17 protein-coding genes are annotated in these 18091 nt (G+C 28.5%); 12 read left to right on the forward strand and 5 right to left on the reverse strand.

Annotated elements, in window-relative coordinates:
- The 10 genes from ACZ5RS_RS07715 to ACZ5RS_RS07760 all read left to right on the forward strand — a co-directional run bounded on the left by ACZ5RS_RS07715 (position 1) and on the right by ACZ5RS_RS07760 (position 9136).
- The gene (locus ACZ5RS_RS07715; protein WP_464634128.1) at positions 1-393 is read left to right on the forward strand and encodes a VOC family protein; all 393 of its coding nucleotides are present in this window, start codon (positions 1-3) and stop codon (positions 391-393) included.
- 159 nt (positions 394-552) lie between these two features.
- Positions 553-2382: an amylosucrase gene (locus ACZ5RS_RS07720; protein WP_464634130.1), complete on the forward strand. Its 1830-nt coding sequence runs from the start codon at positions 553-555 to the stop codon at positions 2380-2382.
- A 346-nt stretch (positions 2383-2728) separates the two neighbouring features.
- Positions 2729-3757: a molybdopterin-binding protein gene (locus ACZ5RS_RS07725; protein WP_464634132.1), complete on the forward strand. Its 1029-nt coding sequence runs from the start codon at positions 2729-2731 to the stop codon at positions 3755-3757.
- Positions 3757-4239, forward strand: a complete 483-nt coding sequence (gene moaC, locus ACZ5RS_RS07730; RefSeq protein WP_464634134.1) for a cyclic pyranopterin monophosphate synthase MoaC — start codon at positions 3757-3759, stop codon at positions 4237-4239. Before ACZ5RS_RS07725 ends, moaC begins: the two co-directional genes overlap by 1 nt.
- Entirely contained in the window at positions 4229-5158 is a 930-nt protein-coding gene (gene moaA / locus ACZ5RS_RS07735; protein WP_464634136.1) for a GTP 3',8-cyclase MoaA, read from the forward strand. Before moaC ends, moaA begins: the two co-directional genes overlap by 11 nt.
- 2 nt (positions 5159-5160) lie before the next feature.
- A complete protein-coding gene (locus ACZ5RS_RS07740; protein WP_464634138.1) occupies positions 5161-6114 on the forward strand; it encodes a molybdenum cofactor synthesis domain-containing protein in 954 nt (317 codons plus the stop codon).
- 21 nt (positions 6115-6135) lie between these two features.
- Positions 6136-6882, forward strand: coding sequence for a substrate-binding domain-containing protein (locus tag ACZ5RS_RS07745; protein WP_464634140.1), 747 nt, complete (start codon positions 6136-6138; stop codon positions 6880-6882).
- Complete coding sequence (locus ACZ5RS_RS07750; RefSeq protein ID WP_464634142.1) at positions 6869-7678, forward strand: ABC transporter permease; 810 nt, start codon at positions 6869-6871, stop codon at positions 7676-7678. Before ACZ5RS_RS07745 ends, ACZ5RS_RS07750 begins: the two co-directional genes overlap by 14 nt.
- Positions 7671-8393 carry an ATP-binding cassette domain-containing protein gene (locus ACZ5RS_RS07755; protein ID WP_464634144.1) on the forward strand — a complete coding sequence of 241 codons (723 nt, stop codon included), beginning with the start codon at positions 7671-7673 and terminating at the stop codon, positions 8391-8393. The genes ACZ5RS_RS07750 and ACZ5RS_RS07755 overlap by 8 nt, the downstream gene beginning before the upstream one ends.
- A complete protein-coding gene (locus ACZ5RS_RS07760; protein WP_464634146.1) occupies positions 8390-9136 on the forward strand; it encodes a Rossmann-like domain-containing protein in 747 nt (248 codons plus the stop codon). Before ACZ5RS_RS07755 ends, ACZ5RS_RS07760 begins: the two co-directional genes overlap by 4 nt.
- 75 nt (positions 9137-9211) lie before the next feature.
- On the opposite strand, the gene ACZ5RS_RS07765 is transcribed toward ACZ5RS_RS07760, so the two are convergent.
- From ACZ5RS_RS07765 to ACZ5RS_RS07785, 5 genes are read right to left on the reverse strand one after another with little or no spacing between them, the layout of a single operon-like run.
- Complete coding sequence (locus ACZ5RS_RS07765) at positions 9212-10051, reverse strand: carbohydrate ABC transporter permease (RefSeq protein ID WP_464634148.1); 840 nt, start codon at positions 10049-10051, stop codon at positions 9212-9214.
- The gene (locus ACZ5RS_RS07770; RefSeq protein WP_464634150.1) at positions 10044-10934 is read right to left on the reverse strand and encodes a carbohydrate ABC transporter permease; all 891 of its coding nucleotides are present in this window, start codon (positions 10932-10934) and stop codon (positions 10044-10046) included. Before ACZ5RS_RS07770 ends, ACZ5RS_RS07765 begins: the two co-directional genes overlap by 8 nt.
- A 58-nt stretch (positions 10935-10992) precedes the next feature.
- Positions 10993-12255 (reverse strand): extracellular solute-binding protein, encoded by a 1263-nt coding sequence (locus ACZ5RS_RS07775; protein ID WP_464634152.1) that lies wholly within the window; start codon positions 12253-12255, stop codon positions 10993-10995.
- Positions 12245-13948: a glycoside hydrolase family 13 protein gene (locus tag ACZ5RS_RS07780; RefSeq protein ID WP_464634154.1), complete on the reverse strand. Its 1704-nt coding sequence runs from the start codon at positions 13946-13948 to the stop codon at positions 12245-12247. Before ACZ5RS_RS07780 ends, ACZ5RS_RS07775 begins: the two co-directional genes overlap by 11 nt.
- A complete protein-coding gene (locus tag ACZ5RS_RS07785) occupies positions 13948-14949 on the reverse strand; it encodes a LacI family DNA-binding transcriptional regulator (protein WP_464634156.1) in 1002 nt (333 codons plus the stop codon). Before ACZ5RS_RS07785 ends, ACZ5RS_RS07780 begins: the two co-directional genes overlap by 1 nt.
- Positions 14950-15184: 235 nt before the next feature.
- Here ACZ5RS_RS07785 and ACZ5RS_RS07790 point away from each other — a divergent pair, with 235 nt between their 5' ends.
- Positions 15185-16975 (forward strand): glycoside hydrolase family 125 protein, encoded by a 1791-nt coding sequence (locus tag ACZ5RS_RS07790; protein ID WP_464634158.1) that lies wholly within the window; start codon positions 15185-15187, stop codon positions 16973-16975.
- A 75-nt stretch (positions 16976-17050) separates the two neighbouring features.
- A complete protein-coding gene (locus tag ACZ5RS_RS07795) occupies positions 17051-18088 on the forward strand; it encodes a LacI family DNA-binding transcriptional regulator (RefSeq protein WP_464634159.1) in 1038 nt (345 codons plus the stop codon).
- Positions 18089-18091: the final 3 nt, after the last annotated feature.

Raw genomic sequence — 18091 nt, forward strand, 5'->3', positions numbered from 1 at the left:
ATGAAATTACAGGGATTTGGTCTTTTTGTCATTGATATGGGTAAGATGATTGCTTTTTATCGTGATGCTTTAGGTTTTGAAATTAAAGAAGAAACTGATACAGATAATGTCTACTTAGTAAAAGATGGTGTACTATTTTTATTATATGGAAGAAGAGATTTTGAAAAAATGACTAATAATAGCTTTGAATATACTAATAAATTTAATGGTCATTTTGAAATAGCCTTAGAAGTAGAGGATTACTCTCAAGTTGATAAAACCTATAATGAAGTTTTAAAAAAAGGTGCTAAAAGCGTAATGCCTCCTACCACTGAACCTTGGGGGCAAAGAACTTGTTATATAGCAGACCCTGAAGGCAATTTAATTGAAATAGGGTCTTTTAATAAACAATAAGTTGACTAATTTATTTAATTTATTTAAATATAAGTAATTATTGGTATATAATTAGTATATGCATATATAACTTAAAATTGTATATGTATTTTGTTATATAGAAAAATAATTATTTATAATATAGAGTTATAGAAACTATTCTAATAGAGGGAAAATTAGATGGAATATACAGATAGATTGAATAAAAACAAGAAAGAAATAGAAAGTATTTTGCTAGCTTTGTATGGCAAAGCTAGTTTGTTTTCTGAATTAGAAATCCTTTTAAAAAAAAGATTTGATCAAAGAAGTCCTTCTTTAAAAGAGCTTGATGAATATAGATTGGAAAATCCAACATGGTATATTGATAGTAATATGCTTGGAATTACAATGTATACAGATTTATTTGCTGGATCTTTAAAAGGAATAATAAAAAAAATTCCATATTTAAAAGAACTAGGAATAACATATTTACATTTGATGCCAATCTTAAAAATGCCAAAAGACATGAATGATGGAGGCTATGCTGTAGATAGCTTAAAAGATGTTGATTCAAAATTTGGAACTAATGAAGATTTAGCTCATTTAGCAAGTGAACTTAGAAAAGCCGGCATTAGTTTATGTTTAGATTTTGTTATGAATCATACTTCTTCTACTCATCCTTGGGCAATTAAAGCTAAAGAGGGAGATCTAGAGGCAAAACAGAAATATACTTTCTATAAAGATAGAAAAATCCCAGATTATTATGATTCAATTGTTCCAGAGGTTTTTCCATCAACCGCTCCAGGTAATTTTACTTATGTTAAAGAATTAGATGAATGGGTATTAACATCTTTTTATCCTTTCCAATGGGATTTAAACTATGCAAATTATAAGGTGCTTTTTGAAATTATAGATAGCATGCTTGTTTTAGCAAATTTAGGTAATGAAATATTTAGATTAGATGCAGTTCCATATATTTGGAAAAAACTTGGAACTAAATGTAGGAATCTTGATCAAGTACATAAAATAGTACGCCTTATTAGAATAGTTATGGAAATTGTTTGTCCTTCAATTGTTTTAAAAGGTGAAGTAGTTATGGCTCCAAATGAATTAGCTGCATATTTTGGTACCCCAGAGAAGCCTGAATGTCATTTATTATATAATGCAGCTTTAATGGCTAATTTATGGGATAGTTTAGCTTCTCAAGATATAAGACTATTAAATCATCAATTAAATAGTATTTTATCACTTCCATCTCATTGTCACTTTGTGAATTATATTCGTTGTCATGATGATATTGGATGGGCACTAGATCCTCAAGAACAATATAATATGGGCCAAGATCCAATTGAACATAAAAAGTTTGTATATAATTTTTTTAGTGGAAACTTCCCCGGTTCTTATAGTAAAGGTGAATTATATAATTATGATCCGATATCTCAAGATGCTAGAAGTTGTGGAACTACTGCAAGTTTTTGTGGAATAGAGAAAGCTTTAGAATTAAATAATTCTTCAGATTTGGATAAAGCAATACAAAGAGATTTATTAATGCATGCTATGATGTATTCTCTTGAAGGATTTCCTCTCCTTTCAAGTGGAGATGAAATAGGGCAATTAAATGATTATTCTTATAAAAAAGATCCACTAAGAGTTGAAGATCAGCGTAATGTCCATCGTTCAAAATTCAATTGGGATAAAGCTGAATTAAGATTTGATAAGAGTAGTTATCAAGGTAGAATATTTGATAATCTTAAATATTTTTTGAAATTAAAATCTTCAAATATTTGTTTTGATAAGGATGCTGTAGTTACTACTTGGGATTCTCATAATAATAAAGTTTTAATTATTAGACGAGTTAAGAATAATGAAGAATTATTATGTGTTTTTTCTTTAAGTGATACTGATGAAAGATTTTATACTGATTGCTTAATTGGTGATTATTTTGATTTATTTAGTAATAAACGCTTCACTCCAGGTTGGGGATGTACGATAAAATCTCATCAATATATTTGGGCAAAAAAAGTTAAATAATAAATTTTTTTGTTGATTTTATTTACAAAATTTAATATTTTTTTACAACTATAAATATTCGTTAATTGCAATAGATTATATGAAATTCATTAATTTTCTTTTTATAAAATTTAGTTTTTAATTAAAAAATAATTAGAGGATTTGTGAATTTCATTATTTTTAATTCTATTTTTTCTAGATAATAAAATCTTTGTTAAACAAATTATGTGAACTTTTTATTGACAAATTAAAAATAACTTGCTTAACTAAAAGTGTCATTATGTATTTTAATAATAAATGACTAGTCGTATTAACCAATCGTATTGTTTTCGAAAACAACTCGGTTTTATACAGGTGGAACAAATTTATGAAATTAATAGAAACTAAAAATGCTGTAGGTCATGTGTTATGCCAAGATTTAACACAAATTATTCGTGGTGTAACTAAAGATGCACGTTTTAGAAAGGGTCATATTGTAAAAGAAGAAGATATTCCAGTTTTACTATCAATGGGTAAAGAGCATTTATACATTTGGGAAAATGATGAAAATACCCTACATGAAAATGAAGCTGCATTAATATTAGAAAAAGCTACAAAGAATAATTATATGCTTTCCTCAGAAATTAAAGAGGGAAAGATTGAATTAAAAACAACAATCGATGGAGTCTTAGAAATAGATTTAAAAAGATTAAATGCTATTAATAGTTTAAATAATATTATTATAGCAACTATCTCAAATCATTATCCAGTTAAAAAGGATATGAAATTAGCTGGAATGAGAATTATTCCATTAATCATAGAAAAAGAAAAAATGGATCAAGTTGGAAAAATTGCAGATGAAACTAATCCAATTTTATCAATACATCCTTATTCAATAAAATCAGCAAGTATAATTGTAACAGGCAATGAAATCAAAAAAGGGATTATTAAAGATACTTTTTCTCAAGTTGTTATAAATAAACTTGAAGAATTTGGTGTAGTAATAGATTCAGTAAGTTATAGCGGAGACGATACTGATGTTATTGTAAAACAAATTCATCAAGCTAGAGATAGAAAATCACAGTTAATAATTTGCACAGGTGGAATGAGTGTTGATCCAGACGATAAAACACCTAAGGCAATTAGTGAATCTGGAGCAAAAAGAAGTGTTTATGGTTCTCCTGTTCTCCCTGGTGCTATGTTAAATATTTCTTATTTAGATGATATCCCCGTTTTAGGTTTACCTGGATGTGTTATGTATGCAAGAAGAACTGTTTTTGATTTAGTTTTACCAAGAGTTTTAGCAAACATAAAATTAAGTGCTCAGGATATTCAAAATTTAGGAAATGGTGGATTGTGCTTAAATTGTGAAGCTTGCCATTTCCCTAATTGTAGTTTTGGAAAGGGGGCTATTTAATGAATTTGACTCATATTGATAAAAACGGTCAAGCAATTATGGTTGATGTCTCACAAAAGGATAAAACTAAAAGAATAGCTCTAGCTAGTGGTTTTATTACTATGTCTAAAGAAGCATATTTGATGATAAAAACCCATTCAGCAAAGAAAGGGGATGTTTTATCAACAGCAAGAATTGCTGCAATAATGGCGACCAAACAAACTTCAAATTTAATTCCTTTATGTCATCCAATAAATATAACAAAAGCAAATGTAGAGTTCTTATTTGAAGATGAAAATAACAAAATAAATTGTGTTGTAGAAACTTCATGTGTTGGTCAAACAGGTGTTGAAATGGAAGCTTTAACTGGTTGTTCCATTGCTTTGTTAACAATATATGACATGTTAAAAGCAGTTGATAGATCAATGGTTATTTCTAATATTGAGTTATTGAAAAAAGATGGTGGTAAAAGCGGGACTTATGAGAGGACAAATGATAGATAATTTTAATAGAACAATTGATTATCTTAGAGTTTCTTTAACTGAAAATTGTAATTTTAATTGCATTTACTGTAAACCTGATCCCATCCATAAGCCCTTAGATAGAGAAGACTTAATTAGATTTATAAATATTTTTGCAAATCTAGGTATAGAAAAAATTAGATTTTCAGGAGGAGAGCCTTTAGTTAGAAAAGATATTGTTCAAATTATAAAAGAAACAAAAAAAATTAATTCTATTAAGAGTATTAGTATTACAACTAATGGTTATTTATTAGAGGAAAATCTTGTTGATTTAGTTAATGCTGGATTAACTTCTGTAAATGTTAGCATAGATGCTACTAATGAAGAATTGTTTAAAACCATTACTAATCATAAGAGGGTTGATGTAGTAATTGCTTCAATAATAAAAGCTATTGATTTAGGTCTAGAAGTAAAACTAAATGCAGTTTTATTAAAAAAATATTGGATTCAACAAGTGGATCAACTATATCAATTAGCAAAAGAAAAAGGTGTTCCTCTTCGATTTATAGAACTAATGCCTATTGGAATTGCAAAAAATATAGAAGGGGTATCCTCTGATTTAGTAATTCCCTATTTAGAGAAAAAATATAAAAAAGCAGGGCCTAGTTTTATCAAAGGAAACGGTCCTGCAAGATATTTAAACATTGATGGTGTTGATTTAGGGTTTATAGATGCGCTATCCCATAATTTTTGTTCAAGCTGTAATCGCTTAAGACTATTAAGTACCGGGGAAGTAAAATTATGCCTTTATCAAGAACCAAGTTTGGACTTGAGAAAAATAATGAAGTTTAATGATGCTGAAATTTCAGCCTTATTAAAAAAAATAATAAAAGATAAAAATGAGCATCACAACCTAAATGATAAAGCTATGGAGTTGTCGATGGCTTCAATTGGTGGTTAATAATGATAAAAGCAAAAGTTAGTGCCGTATGCATGAGTGAAAAAAAAGGTACAGTTAAAACTAATTTCAATAGTTGTGAGTTAATTGAAGGGTGGGGGGTAAAAAATGATGCCCATGGTGGGACTTGGCACAGGCAAGTTAGTTTGTTATCAAAACACGAAATTGATGAATTTAATAAAAAAGGTGCAAATGTAGAATTTGGTGCTTTTGGAGAAAATATTGTTGTTGATAATTTTGATTTAAAAACTTTACCTGTGGGAACAATTATTGAAGTTGGAGATTCAGCTGTTTTGAGGGTTACTCAAATAGGAAAAGAATGTCATACGGGCTGTGAAATTGCACTGAGAATGGGACAATGCATTATGCCAAAAAATGGAATTTTTGCTCGAGTTTTAAAAGGTGGAATTATTAAAACTGGGGATGAAATTAGAATTTTTGAAGGTCATAGAGTAGCTATCATTACTTTAAGTGATAAAGCAAGTATTGGACAAAGAGTAGATACAAGTTCTCAAGTAATTGAAAAAATTGTAAATGAAAAAGGTTATGATGTTGTTTCAAAAACTATTTTAGCTGATGAAATTTCTCCTTTAGAAAAATTATTAACAGAAATTTGTGATACTAGAAAAGCCGATTTAATTTTAACAACTGGTGGAACAGGATTTTCTCCAAGAGATACAACCCCAGAGGCAACTAAAAGTGTAATAGAAAGAGCTGCTCCAGGTATTAGTGAAGCTATAAGGTATCAAACTATGAAATATACAAATAGAGCAATGCTTTCAAGAGGTGTTTCAGGAATAAGAAAGAATACATTAATTGTTAATTTATCAGGTTCTCCTGTTGCTGTAGAAGAGCAGTTAAATTCAGTAATTGATCCATTAAAACATGGTATAGATATTCTTTGTGGTCTTGCTGAAGAATGTGCAAGACAGAAAGAATTAGAAAAAAATAAAAATTAAATTATATAGAGGAAGAAAAAAATGAAAAAAATAGTTGCATCATTGTTGTTATTATTTTGTGTAGTAGCTTTGCCTGTTTTTGGTGAAGGAACAAAAGAGAGTGCTGAGGATTATACTTTACATGTATATGCAGGTGCTGGTATGAGTAAACCTGTTAAAAGACTTGTTGCTGCTTTTGAAGCTCAAAGTGATTATGATGTAGATTTGACATTAGCTAATTTTGGTCAAATTGTAAGTCAAATTAATACTTCAGGAATTGGAGATGTGTTTATTTGTGCATCACATCAAGATTTAAATTCTATTCAAGATTCAGTTGATTCAGTAGATGATTTAGCTCAACATAAAGTTGTTTTTGCTGTTCAAAAAGGAAATCCAAAAGGAATTAATTCTATCCAAGATTTACAAAGATCAGATGTTACAGTTGTTTTAGGAAATAGTTCAACTGCCGCTGGAAAAATCGGGGATAAGATTTTAGCTGATTGTGGTTTAACAGATAAAATTAATGTTATTGCAAGACAAACTACTGCTGCTACAATTTATACAGCATTAGAAAGAGGGGAATGTGATGCAATGTTAAATTGGAAAAATAATGCTGGAGATGCTGCATTAATCTTAGATACCGATTTAACAGACAAATATACAAGAATCATATGTGCTGCTGGATTAAAAGCAAGTGAAAATGAAAGTGCAAAATCTCAATTAATTGATTTTTTAAAGAGTGAAGAGGCAATTAAAATTTGGGAAAGTGAAGGATATGAAAGATTATAATTCACATATTGAGAAGTTTGAAATATTAGCTTTAATTGTTACAATTTTAGTGTTTTCATTCTTTTTAGCAATTGTTGTTTTGATAGTAGTTGGAGGCTTTAGTTCTTTTTCAAATATATTTCTGTCAGAAGAAATTAGATTTTCAATTATGTTGAGCTTAGTAACCTCTACTATCAGTACAGCACTTGCAATTATTATAGCAATTTTTGTCTCATTTTATTTGGAGAGAGTAAATTTTATAAAGTCTCCAATTATTGCCACAATTATTGAATTACCCTTATCTCTTCCATTTTTAGTAATTGGTTTATCTCTACTTTTAATATTTTCATCTCCTTTTGGAAAAACACTAAGGAATATGGGGATTCCTGTTGTATTTTCGCCAATTGGAATTGTTATTGCACAATTAACTGTTAATTTACCTTATGCAATAAAATTAATTAGAAGTGAATTTACAAAGCTAGATGGAAGATTGGAATTTACAGCTTCTTTATTGGGAGCGAATAAGACTCAATCCTTTTTTACAATTACATTGCCACAAATTAGAGTTGCTATAATTATTGCTTTTGCTCTTTGTTGGCAAAGAGCTATTGGAGAATTTGGAGCTACATTAATGCTTGTTGGTATTACAGCTATGAAGACAGAAACTCTTCCAGGTGCTATATATTTAAATATTGCAACTGGAGATACAGATATAGCCCTAGCTGCGGCATTAGTTATGCTTTTTTTGTGTTTAATAACACTTATGATTACCACTTATTTACAAAAAAAGACAAAGTTGGAGTCAAGATATGATTAAAGTTGATAATTTTACATTAACAAAAGGGAATTTTTGTTTATCAAATATAAATTTTAATATTTGTGATGGACAAACCGTTGCAATATTAGGAGAAACAGGGTCCGGAAAAACAATGTTATTAGAATCTATAGCTGGAATTTATAAGGGGGATTCTGGTTGTGTTTATCTTAATGATAAAGATGTTAATTCAATAGCATCAAATATGCGCCATATAGGTTTTGTTTATCAGGATTATTGTTTATTTAATCATATGAGTGTTAGAGAGAATATCGGTTACGGATTAAAAGTAAAAAATATTAATAAGAAAATAATAGAAAATAGAGTTGAAGAAATTGCAAGTAAATTTAATATAATTAATATTTTAGATAAGAATCCTAGTGTAATTAGTGGAGGGGAAAAGCAAAGAACAGCACTTTGTAGAGCATTAATTGTTAATCCAAGGGTTTTATTATTAGATGAACCGTTTTCTGCAATGGATCCAAATACAAAAGATTTATTGATTAATACATTAAAAAAATTCAAAGAGCAGTATGAGGGAATAATAATATTAGTAACTCATGATTTTAATGAAGCAATAAAATTGGCAAATACAATTCATATAATGGTAAAAGGAAAATTAAAAGCAACAAAAACACCTTCGACATTATTTATACCTACTGAAGACTATGAAGTTAACAAATTTTTGCAATGTAACAAAAAGGAAGAAATAATATGACAAATAGACAAAATGAGATCTATGAAGAAATAAGAAATAAATTTATAAAAATTATTGATGAAAATAATTTAAACACTGATTTAGTTGAAATAGAAAGCCGGGGACTTAGTGCACAAGAGGCTATTGGTAATACTGAGAGAAAAGATTATCCGATATTAGTTGGAAAAGAGATAATGCTCCAAGCAAAATATAAGGGGAGTATAGGGCAAGCTTTTACTCCATCGCCTTTATCTTTTTCAGGAACTATTGAGGATGTTTTAAATTTAGATTTAAATTCTGATTTAACAAATAGAGGTATTTTTATTGCAACAATAAATGCTGTATTAAAATATTTAAACTTATCTCAATCTTCAATTCATTGTAAAGATAATGAGCCTGGTGAGTGTGCTAAAAAATATCTTGAATTTTTAAATGAAAATTATGCTAATCAAAAAGTTTTATTAGTTGGGTTGCAACCCGGAATTTTAAGTCAAATTAAAAAGCGGGGTAATATAAGAGTTCTTGATTTAAATCCAGATAATATTGGTAAGTATAAAGAATCAATATTAATTGAAGATGGAATAAAAAATTATCAAGAATGTGTAAATTGGGCAGATTTGATTTTATGTACAGGTTCTGTATTTGCAAATGGAAGTATGGATCTTTACCTAGATATAGATAAAGAAGTAGTTTTCTTTGGTACCTCTTGCTCAGGTCCTGCATATTTATTGAATTTGAAAAGGTTTTGTCCTTTGTCAAAATAAAGTTATATAGTTTTATAGTAAAGCAAAAAGTATAAACTAAAATTTAGTTTATACTTTTTGTATCTATAATATTTATTATCCTTTAATACTTCCTGTAGTAATCCCTGAAATGAAGAATTTCTGACAAGTAATAAAGATTATTAAAACAGGTAATAATGCTAAAAGAGATAAAGCAAAGACATAACCCCATTGAGTGAACTGATGTTGTCCGAAAAAGCCTGTAATTGCAATTGGTAATGTTCTCAATTTAGTTTCATTTATTACAGTATTTGCCCATGGAAATTCTTCCCAAGAGGATAGAAAATTGAAAATTGATACACTAGCTATTGCAGGACTTGCTAATGGAACTGCTATATTTTTAAATATCTGAAAAATATTAGCGCCGTCAATTTCTGATGCATCAATTATGTCATTTGGAATATTTTCCATAAATCCTTTGATCATAAAAGTTGAAAAAGGAATTACCCAAGCTGTATAAAAAGGGATTAATCCTCCAAGAGAATTTATTACATTAAAGTTAACTGCTAATTCGAATTGAGGAACAATAAGAGTTGTTCCAGGAATTACCATAGTAACAACTAATAAAGCAAAAACTGTTTTGGTAAATTTATTCTTGAATCTTCCAATAGTAAAAGCTAATCCAGTTGAAGCAATAGCTGCTATAATAACGGCAACAGATGCAACAAAAATACTGTTTAAGAAATTTCTAAAGAATTTTGATTGATTTAAAATGTACTTATAATTACCTAAAGTAATTTCATCTAAAGTTGGAAAAAATTTGGGTGGAAAATTATATAGAGCTCCGTTAGGTTTTAAAGAAGTGCTAATCATATATAACATTGGAATTAATGCAATTATAGAAAAAATTAATAGAAAAATGTATTTAATTGAGTTACTTTTTTTTGAACTAATCATTTGAACCATCCTTATTAATTACTTTGAATTGGAAAATTGCAAAAATTGCTAATGTAAAGGCCATGATAAAAGATAATGCAGCACTATAACCAAATTCACCTGTACTAAAGGCTTTATAATACATCCAAGTTAATAAAGTTTCAGTTTTATGTGCTGGTCCACCATTGGTCATTAATTTAATTGAAGTATAAACATTAAATGCTCCAATAGTTAGCATAACCCAAGCAAATAGAATTGAACTTTTTATACTAGGTAATGTTATTGAGAAAAACCTTCTTAAGGTTTTACATCCATCAATTTCAGCAGCTTCATAAAGAGACTTTGGAATTTGTTGTAAAGCTGCAAGAAATACAACCATATTCCAACCAACACCTTTCCAAATTCCTAAAAGCATAGCAATAAATAGGCCTCCAAATCGACTATCAAGCCATTTTACATTTTCACTAGTTATATGAAGAATATTAGTCAGTGTATAATTTAATAAACCTTCAGTGTTAAAAACATAACGGAAAACTAATGAGGCTATAACCCAAGATGTGATTACTGGTAAATAGTTTAAAACTCGAAAAGTAACAGAAAATTTTTTAATACTTTCAATTAAAATTGCAATTATTAATCCAATGAGCATTTGTCCTGGAACAGTAATAAATGCATATAATATCGTATTCCAAAATGAAATCCAAAAAGTTTTATCACTAAAAACAACTTTGTAGTTTGTTAGTCCTGAAAATTTTTGGTTGATCATTGAAGAAAGATCCCATTGATGAAAACTCATTAAAAATAATCTTAGAATTGGAAAAATTGTAAATAGTGAGAATATAATAAGCCCAGGAATCATTAAAGTTAGAACTTGCGCCTTATTTCTTGTTGTATTTAATTTCATTTTTATTCCTATAAATCTGTCTCTAGCTCATAAGTTTTATAAGCTAGAGACTCAATTATTATTCAGTTAATAGAGCATCAACTTTAATTGCTAAATCATCAAAAGCTTGTTTTGCAGTTTTTTCTCCTGATAAAACTTCATTCATAGCCATCATTAATTCATTATCAATTTTTGAAGCAGCAGCAACTGTTGGTCTAGCTTTTGCACTCTTAATTGCTTCTAAGAAAGGAGCAAAAGATGCATTTTTAACAGTATCGCTTTCTAGCGCAGCTTTATTTACTGGGATTTGTCCACATTGTGACATTTGTGTTTCTGCAAATTCACTTGTCATGAACTTCATAAATTTCCAAGCAGCGTCCTTATTAGCTGTGTTGAACATAGCAATATCTTCACCACCTAAAACTGAAACTGAGCCACCTTTTCCTGCAGGAATTGGAGCTGTTTCATATTCTAAATTAGGATAATTTGCATCTAATTCAGCAATTTTCCAAGGGCCTTCAAGCATCATTGCATAACGGTAAGATCCAAATCCATCAGTCATTGGGATATCTCCTGCATTAAAGCCTGTAAGAGCTCCTTCTTTGTACAAGGATGCGAATGTTTCAACAGCTTGTATTGTTTCAGGACTATTAATATATCCACTAGCTTTGGTTTGTTCATCATTTGTTAATGCCCCACCAAAACTCCAAATGAATGGACAAATATTCCATGCACTTAAACCAGGTTCATTCCAGCCCCAAATTGTTTGTCCATTAGAATTTTTTCCAGCAATAGTCTTGACCGATTTTTCCCATTCTTGCATAGTAGTAGGTACTGCTACTCCGGCGTCATCTAGCATTTTTTTATTAATGAACAAAATTTTGGAGTTTGTGTTCAGTGCTAAGCCGTAGTAGTGGTTTTTAATTTTTGCGGTACTCATAGCACTGTCTAATAATGATGATGCGACAGAATTAAAATCAGTCATTTCTTGATCGAGAGGTACAAGAATATTCATTTCTTGGAATTCAGGGAGCCAAGCAATATCACAGCGAGCGACATCTGGTAATTGTTTTGAACTTGCTGAAATTAATACTTTGTCATGTAGTTCTGCCCATTCGTGGGAAACTGCATTAACAGTGATTCCAGGATTTTCTTTTTCAAATTCTGGTATCAAAATGTCATTTAAAACAGTATTCTCAGCTGATTCTGCACTGTAGTGGTGCCAAAAATTGATTTCAACTTTTTGTGATTCACTAGAATTTTCTTTTCCACCTTGAGCAAAAACAAAGGTTGTAGTTAAAGATAATACTAATAGTAATGATATAATTTTTTTAATTTTCATTACATTCCTCCTTAATTAAAAATATATTCATAGATTTTGGACTAATTATTTTGCTGTCTTTAGATTTTGGATAACTAAATAATTGAGTGTCAAATCTATTATTCTCTAATAATTTATTGCTTAAATTAAATATGACAATTGTTGAATTTGTTTCGTCAAATCTTTTAAAAGCAAATGTGTTTTCTTCACTGAAATCTTTGATAAATTTAAAATTTCCACTTTTTAATGACGAGTATTCTTTTTTGAGTTTTATCAATTTTTTCATTAATATGTATGTTTCGTTCTTATTGTTAAAATTCATTGTTGCTCTACAATATGGATCATTTTCTCCTTCCATATTATTTTCATCACCATAATAAATTGAAGGGGAGCCAATGAATGTCATTTGAAAGCAAATCGCTAAATGGAAATTTAGTAAATTCTTATTACATTCTGTTAATAATCTAGGTACATCATGTGATGATAATAAATTGAAATTGCATAAATTAATTTCATTATGATAACAACTTAGTACATGATTAATCCTATCTTGGAATGAAATACAATTAATAGATTGTTTTGCAAATAAATCTAATGTAGCACTTCTAAATTGATAATTCATAATACAATCTAGTTGATCTGCTGCAATTACATTTTTTATTCCATCTCCCCAAACTTCACCTAATAACAAACAATTTGGATATTGTTCTTTGAACATTAATCTAAGATATTGCATTGTTGTGATGTCTAGCTCATCTGCTACATCAAAACGCCAACCATCAATATTACAATTTTTTACCCAGTAAAGCATGATATCTAATATATATTCTCTAACTTCTTTAGTACTGGTTTTTAATTTTGGCATAGGAGGATAATCTCCAACGCATTCATAATTTACTTTTGAAATTGGATTAATTTTATCTAATGGGAAAAACCAATCTGCATTTTTGTTATTTAACCTGAATTCTTTAAATTGCATAAAATCAACACCGACATGGTTAAAGACTCCATCAAGAATTACTTTTATATTTTTTTTATGGCATGATATAACTAAATCTTTTAAATCATTTTCATTACCAAAGGTTGGATCAATTTTATAATAATCAGTAGTTGCATATTTATGGTTAAAATTCGCTTTAAATATAGGATTTAAATAAATTACTTCAATTCCTAAATCAGAGAGATAGTTTAGATTTTCTTCAATTCCTTTAAGTGATCCTCCAAAATAATTTTTTCTAGTAGGGGAATCATTCCAATTTGCATAAATAGTATCTTTCTGGTTTTTGTCTTTTGCAAAACGATCTGGAAAGATTTGATAATATATTGCACCTTTTGCCCATATAGGAGGAGATAAAATTTCATTAGTATTCGTATATGGATATTCAAACCAGCCTTTATTTGGAGGATTTGTTGAAAATCCTTCACTAAAGAAATATTGTTTTTTATCCCCTTTTTGAAGAATAAAAAAGTATTGTAAATAATGTCCTCTTTCTTCAAGTTCTAATGTAATTCTATAATCATCTCTATAAAAATCACTGCAATAAAGTTCAAGTTCTTTTATTATATAGTTTTCTTTAAAATTTCTTTTCCAAAAACAAATAGAAATTTTATCTAAATCATTTCTTTTACATAATAATTTTAGATTAATTTTATTGACTGAAGTGGGGATTACAAATTCTCTAGAAGTACGATGAAAGATTGCTGATAATTCCATTATAAATTCCTCATTGAAGATTCTCTTTCAATTAGTGATACATCAATTAGAGAATGAGTTATTGCTGTTTTACCTTGAATTAATGAAAAAAGCATGTTAGCTGCCATTTCTCCTTGAGTATATGTATCTGTTACTATTGAGGTTAGGGCTGGGGATATATATTTACTTAGTGGGTAATCATCAAAAGTAATTATTCCTAAATCTTTAGGTATCTGAATATTTTGTTCTTTAGCAGCTTTTGAAAGTATTAAAGCAGTAATATTATCATTGCAAATAACAGAATCAACTTTCTTGTTTTTTAATATTTCAGTTGCGGCTTGAGTGATGCTTTCTTCAGAATTTTCTGTATTAAAAATTAATGGTTCTTGATTATTTAATGAATTTTTATAGCCAATAATTCTATTTTTAGTAAAAATCTCATTTTCACTGCCACCTAAAAAAGCAATTTGTTTATAGCCTTTGTTATATAGATGAGAAGTAGCTAAATTTGAGCCTTTAGTATTATTTATATCTACCCAAGAAATTTTATCTTTAAAATAATTGGGTTCTCCTAGAACTACAAAAGGTATTTTATTGTTTTTAAGTTTTGTAATTAAGGTTTTTGTTAATAGTAATGGAGGTAGAATGATTCCATCAACTTTTTTTTCAAAAAGTAGAGTATCAATTGAAGCTTTGTCATTTCGCTTTTTTTGATTATTAGTGATAATTAAATTGTACGAATTATCTTGTGCTATTTTTTCAATTCCAAATACACTGCTACTAAAAAAGATATTAGAATAAAAATCTTTTTCATTTGCATTTATAACAAGTCCTATTGTTTGACTACTCCCAGTTGCTAAATTTCTTGCCTGACTATTGGGATGATAATCTAGTTCTTTCATAATTGAAAAAATCTTTTCTTTTGTCTTATCACTAATTTTTTCTTTACCTGATATAACTCTTGATACAGTAGATGCGGAAACTCCTGCTTTTTTTGCTACGTCATTTAATGTTACAGCCATTATACCTCCAAATGCAACCGATTGTGTTTGTAAACTCTTATAGAATAAATAAATGAAGAAAAATTTAATCTAATATCATGCAAGCGCTTGCGTATTTTATGTTACTTTAGGAGTTGTGAGTTGTCAAGGGAAATTTTTAAAATTTATGGTGATTTAAATAAATTGAAAATATAAACTTGACAAAATATAGAAATCGTTTATTATTTACTTAAGCGTTTAAGTAGTGAGGTTTTGAATGTCTAATATTGTTTCATATTCTACAGGAAATGAATTTATATCCTTAGATAATATTAATGTAGTTAATGCATCAATTAGTAATTTTACAATTATACATATGCAATCTAAAGGACTATTAGATTTTAGGGGAGAGGAAGACTCTTTATTTAATGTAGAAATAAAAAGAAATAATGAAAAAATTAATTTTGAAAATATTAAATGGGATTTGATAAATTATTGGATTCCTAAGGCAACTGTAGAAACTGAATTTGAGAAAATAGAGATTATTATATTAACAGCATTAAAGCAAAAAGGGTTTGCTTATCATATAGATATTTTTAATAAGACTAGTTTAAATTTTGAATATGAAATTAATTTTTATGGGACATTAAAATCAGTATATCATTGTGTGAATGAAGAAAAGTATTTTAATGGTTGCTATGAAGCTTATTCTAGCAATTGGAATAATAAAGGCCCCGTTTTTTCAATTAGTAATGGGTTTCCTGTTATATCTTTAGCTCCAGTTGTTGATAAAACAATTAATTGGGACTATACAAAAGTTTTGCCACTAACTTATTCTTCTTCCTCTAAGATATTAATTGATAAAAAGTCAAATGATTCAATAACTTGTTATTGGGGAGTAGGTTATGAAGAAGTATCTTCAATTACTGCTGCAATAGAGATGAATCGTTTAGGTTTCAAATTTTTATTAGATGAAATGGTTGAGTACCTTAATAAAATTGTTAAGAGAACAAATGATGAAGCTTTTAATAATTTGTTAAATAGAAATTTGATTTATACTCTATTCTATTCAACAGGACTTACTATTGATACTGAAGAAAGGGTCATTGTTACAAGTAGATCTCCAAAGTATTATGTCTCAGCAGCTTATTGGGATAGAGATAGTTTATTATGGGCTTTCCCTGCAATTGTTCATGCTGATAAAAACGTTGCAAGAGAGATTGTTGAATATATATCAACAATCCAAAGTAAAAATATTGGTATTCACAGTAGATTTATTGATGGGACGGTATTAGAGCCAGGTTTTGAATTAGATGAACTTTGTTCTTTTGTTATTGCTTTGGATTATTATATCAGAAAAACGGGTGATAAAGAGATTTTAAGCGATTATAATGTAGTTAGATTAATTGATAAAATTTTGAAAATTCTTTTAACAAAAAAATCTGAAAAATTAGGGCTCTATGAAACCTTTTTACAACCAACAGATGATATGAGAGTTTATCCATATTTAACATATAATAATGTTTTAGTATGGAAAACTTTTAAAATATTAGAATCTTGGGATTTTAAACAAAAAAGTGATTTGTTTTTTAATGAAGCTGAGTCTATTTATGATTCAATTTATAATAATTGTATAAGAACTATTAATGGTAAAAAACAGTTTATTTGGTCAGTTGATTCTAATGGAAATTTTGATATTTATGATGAACCACCTGGAAGCTTAGTTTTATTACCAGTTTTTGATTTTATTACTAAAGATGATGAGATTTACAAAAATACTATAAAGGTTATTTTTGATGAAAATTATGAATTTTCGTTTAGTAAATCACCTTTTGGTGCAATAGGATGTCCTCATGCACCTCATCCTTGGGTTTTAAGTTTAGCAAATAATGTTAGAGTTTTTAATGATAAGGATTCTTTAGAAAAATTAAAAAGAGCAAAAATGGATAATGGTATTGCTTGTGAAAGTATAGATGAAAATACTGGCTATTGTACTACAGGGGAAGCTTTTGCTACATGTGCGGGTTATTTATCTTTCTCTTTGTTAGAGCAAATAGATAGCATTTAATTTGAGAAAACATTTTTCTTGACAAGGTTAGATATTGATTGTTAAAATTACTTAAGCGTTTAAGTTGGAGAGCAAATGGATATGGTAAAAAGAAGAATTAACATGAAAGATATTGCAAAAGAAGCTAATGTTTCAGTTGCTACAGTCTCTTATGTTATTAATAAAAGAAAAGATCAAACAATTGCTGAAGCTACAATTAAAAGGGTAGAAGATGCAGTAAAAAAATTAGGATATGTACCAAATTTAGCAGCTAAAGCTTTAGTAGAAAATAAGTCATATTTAATTGGAGTTGTAATTCCTCAAACTGAACCTGGCAAACAATTTATGTTTAACAATCCTTTTTATAGTGAATTGCTCTCAAGTATAGAATTTGTTGCTAGAGAAAGAGGTTATCATGTTTTAATTAGTGGAACAGACGTTGATCAAAGTTATTTAGAAATTGCTAAAAAGCGAAGCTTAGATGGGATAATTATTGTTGGTATACACCCAGATAATTATTACGAGAATCTAACTAGTACTGCTATACCTGTAGTTTTAATAGATAGTTATTGTAATAATTTACCTTTTAAAACTATATCTATCAGAGATAGAGAAAGCGCAAAAATTGCTACTCAATATTTGATAAACAAAGGTCATAAAAAAATAGCTTTTGCCTCAGGTGTTATAACTGATAATGGTGTTACTTATGAAAGATATTTAGGTTATAAGGATGCCTTAGAAGAAGCAGGAATCTCTGTAAATAAAGATTACATATACTCAGGTACTGTTTCTCAAGAATATGGAAAAGAATTAGGTTTAGAAATTGCAAAGAAAGATGATAGACCAACAGCTATATTTTCTACAGCTGATATCATTGCCTTTGGATTAATAAATGGATTAAAGAAAGCTAATTTAAGAATCCCAGATGATATATCTGTAATAGGTTTTGATGATACTTGGATTGCTAGAGATTGTGATCCTCTATTAACAACAATTAAGCAAGATGTATTTAAAAAGGGCGAAAAAGCAGTTGATCTGATACTAAATGGCAATAATGACGAAAATGAAAATATCGTCTTAGATATTGAATTGATTGAAAGAGAATCAGTTGCAGAATTGAAGGAGGTGTTTTAATTT

The organism is Pleomorphochaeta caudata (assembly GCF_055395745.1).

Coding starts and splice junctions, on each gene's coding strand:
- ACZ5RS_RS07715 (WP_464634128.1), top strand. CDS start 1: ATGAAATTACAGGGATTTGGTCTTTTTGTCATTGATATGGGTAAGATG.
- ACZ5RS_RS07720 (WP_464634130.1), top strand. CDS start 553: ATGGAATATACAGATAGATTGAATAAAAACAAGAAAGAAATAGAAAGT.
- ACZ5RS_RS07725 (WP_464634132.1), top strand. CDS start 2,729: ATGAAATTAATAGAAACTAAAAATGCTGTAGGTCATGTGTTATGCCAA.
- moaC (WP_464634134.1), top strand. CDS start 3,757: ATGAATTTGACTCATATTGATAAAAACGGTCAAGCAATTATGGTTGAT.
- moaA (WP_464634136.1), top strand. CDS start 4,229: ATGATAGATAATTTTAATAGAACAATTGATTATCTTAGAGTTTCTTTA.
- ACZ5RS_RS07740 (WP_464634138.1), top strand. CDS start 5,161: ATGATAAAAGCAAAAGTTAGTGCCGTATGCATGAGTGAAAAAAAAGGT.
- ACZ5RS_RS07745 (WP_464634140.1), top strand. CDS start 6,136: ATGAAAAAAATAGTTGCATCATTGTTGTTATTATTTTGTGTAGTAGCT.
- ACZ5RS_RS07750 (WP_464634142.1), top strand. CDS start 6,869: ATGAAAGATTATAATTCACATATTGAGAAGTTTGAAATATTAGCTTTA.
- ACZ5RS_RS07755 (WP_464634144.1), top strand. CDS start 7,671: ATGATTAAAGTTGATAATTTTACATTAACAAAAGGGAATTTTTGTTTA.
- ACZ5RS_RS07760 (WP_464634146.1), top strand. CDS start 8,390: ATGACAAATAGACAAAATGAGATCTATGAAGAAATAAGAAATAAATTT.
- ACZ5RS_RS07765 (WP_464634148.1), bottom strand. CDS start 10,051: ATGATTAGTTCAAAAAAAAGTAACTCAATTAAATACATTTTTCTATTA.
- ACZ5RS_RS07770 (WP_464634150.1), bottom strand. CDS start 10,934: ATGAAATTAAATACAACAAGAAATAAGGCGCAAGTTCTAACTTTAATG.
- ACZ5RS_RS07775 (WP_464634152.1), bottom strand. CDS start 12,255: ATGAAAATTAAAAAAATTATATCATTACTATTAGTATTATCTTTAACT.
- ACZ5RS_RS07780 (WP_464634154.1), bottom strand. CDS start 13,948: ATGGAATTATCAGCAATCTTTCATCGTACTTCTAGAGAATTTGTAATC.
- ACZ5RS_RS07785 (WP_464634156.1), bottom strand. CDS start 14,949: ATGGCTGTAACATTAAATGACGTAGCAAAAAAAGCAGGAGTTTCCGCA.
- ACZ5RS_RS07790 (WP_464634158.1), top strand. CDS start 15,185: ATGTCTAATATTGTTTCATATTCTACAGGAAATGAATTTATATCCTTA.
- ACZ5RS_RS07795 (WP_464634159.1), top strand. CDS start 17,051: ATGGATATGGTAAAAAGAAGAATTAACATGAAAGATATTGCAAAAGAA.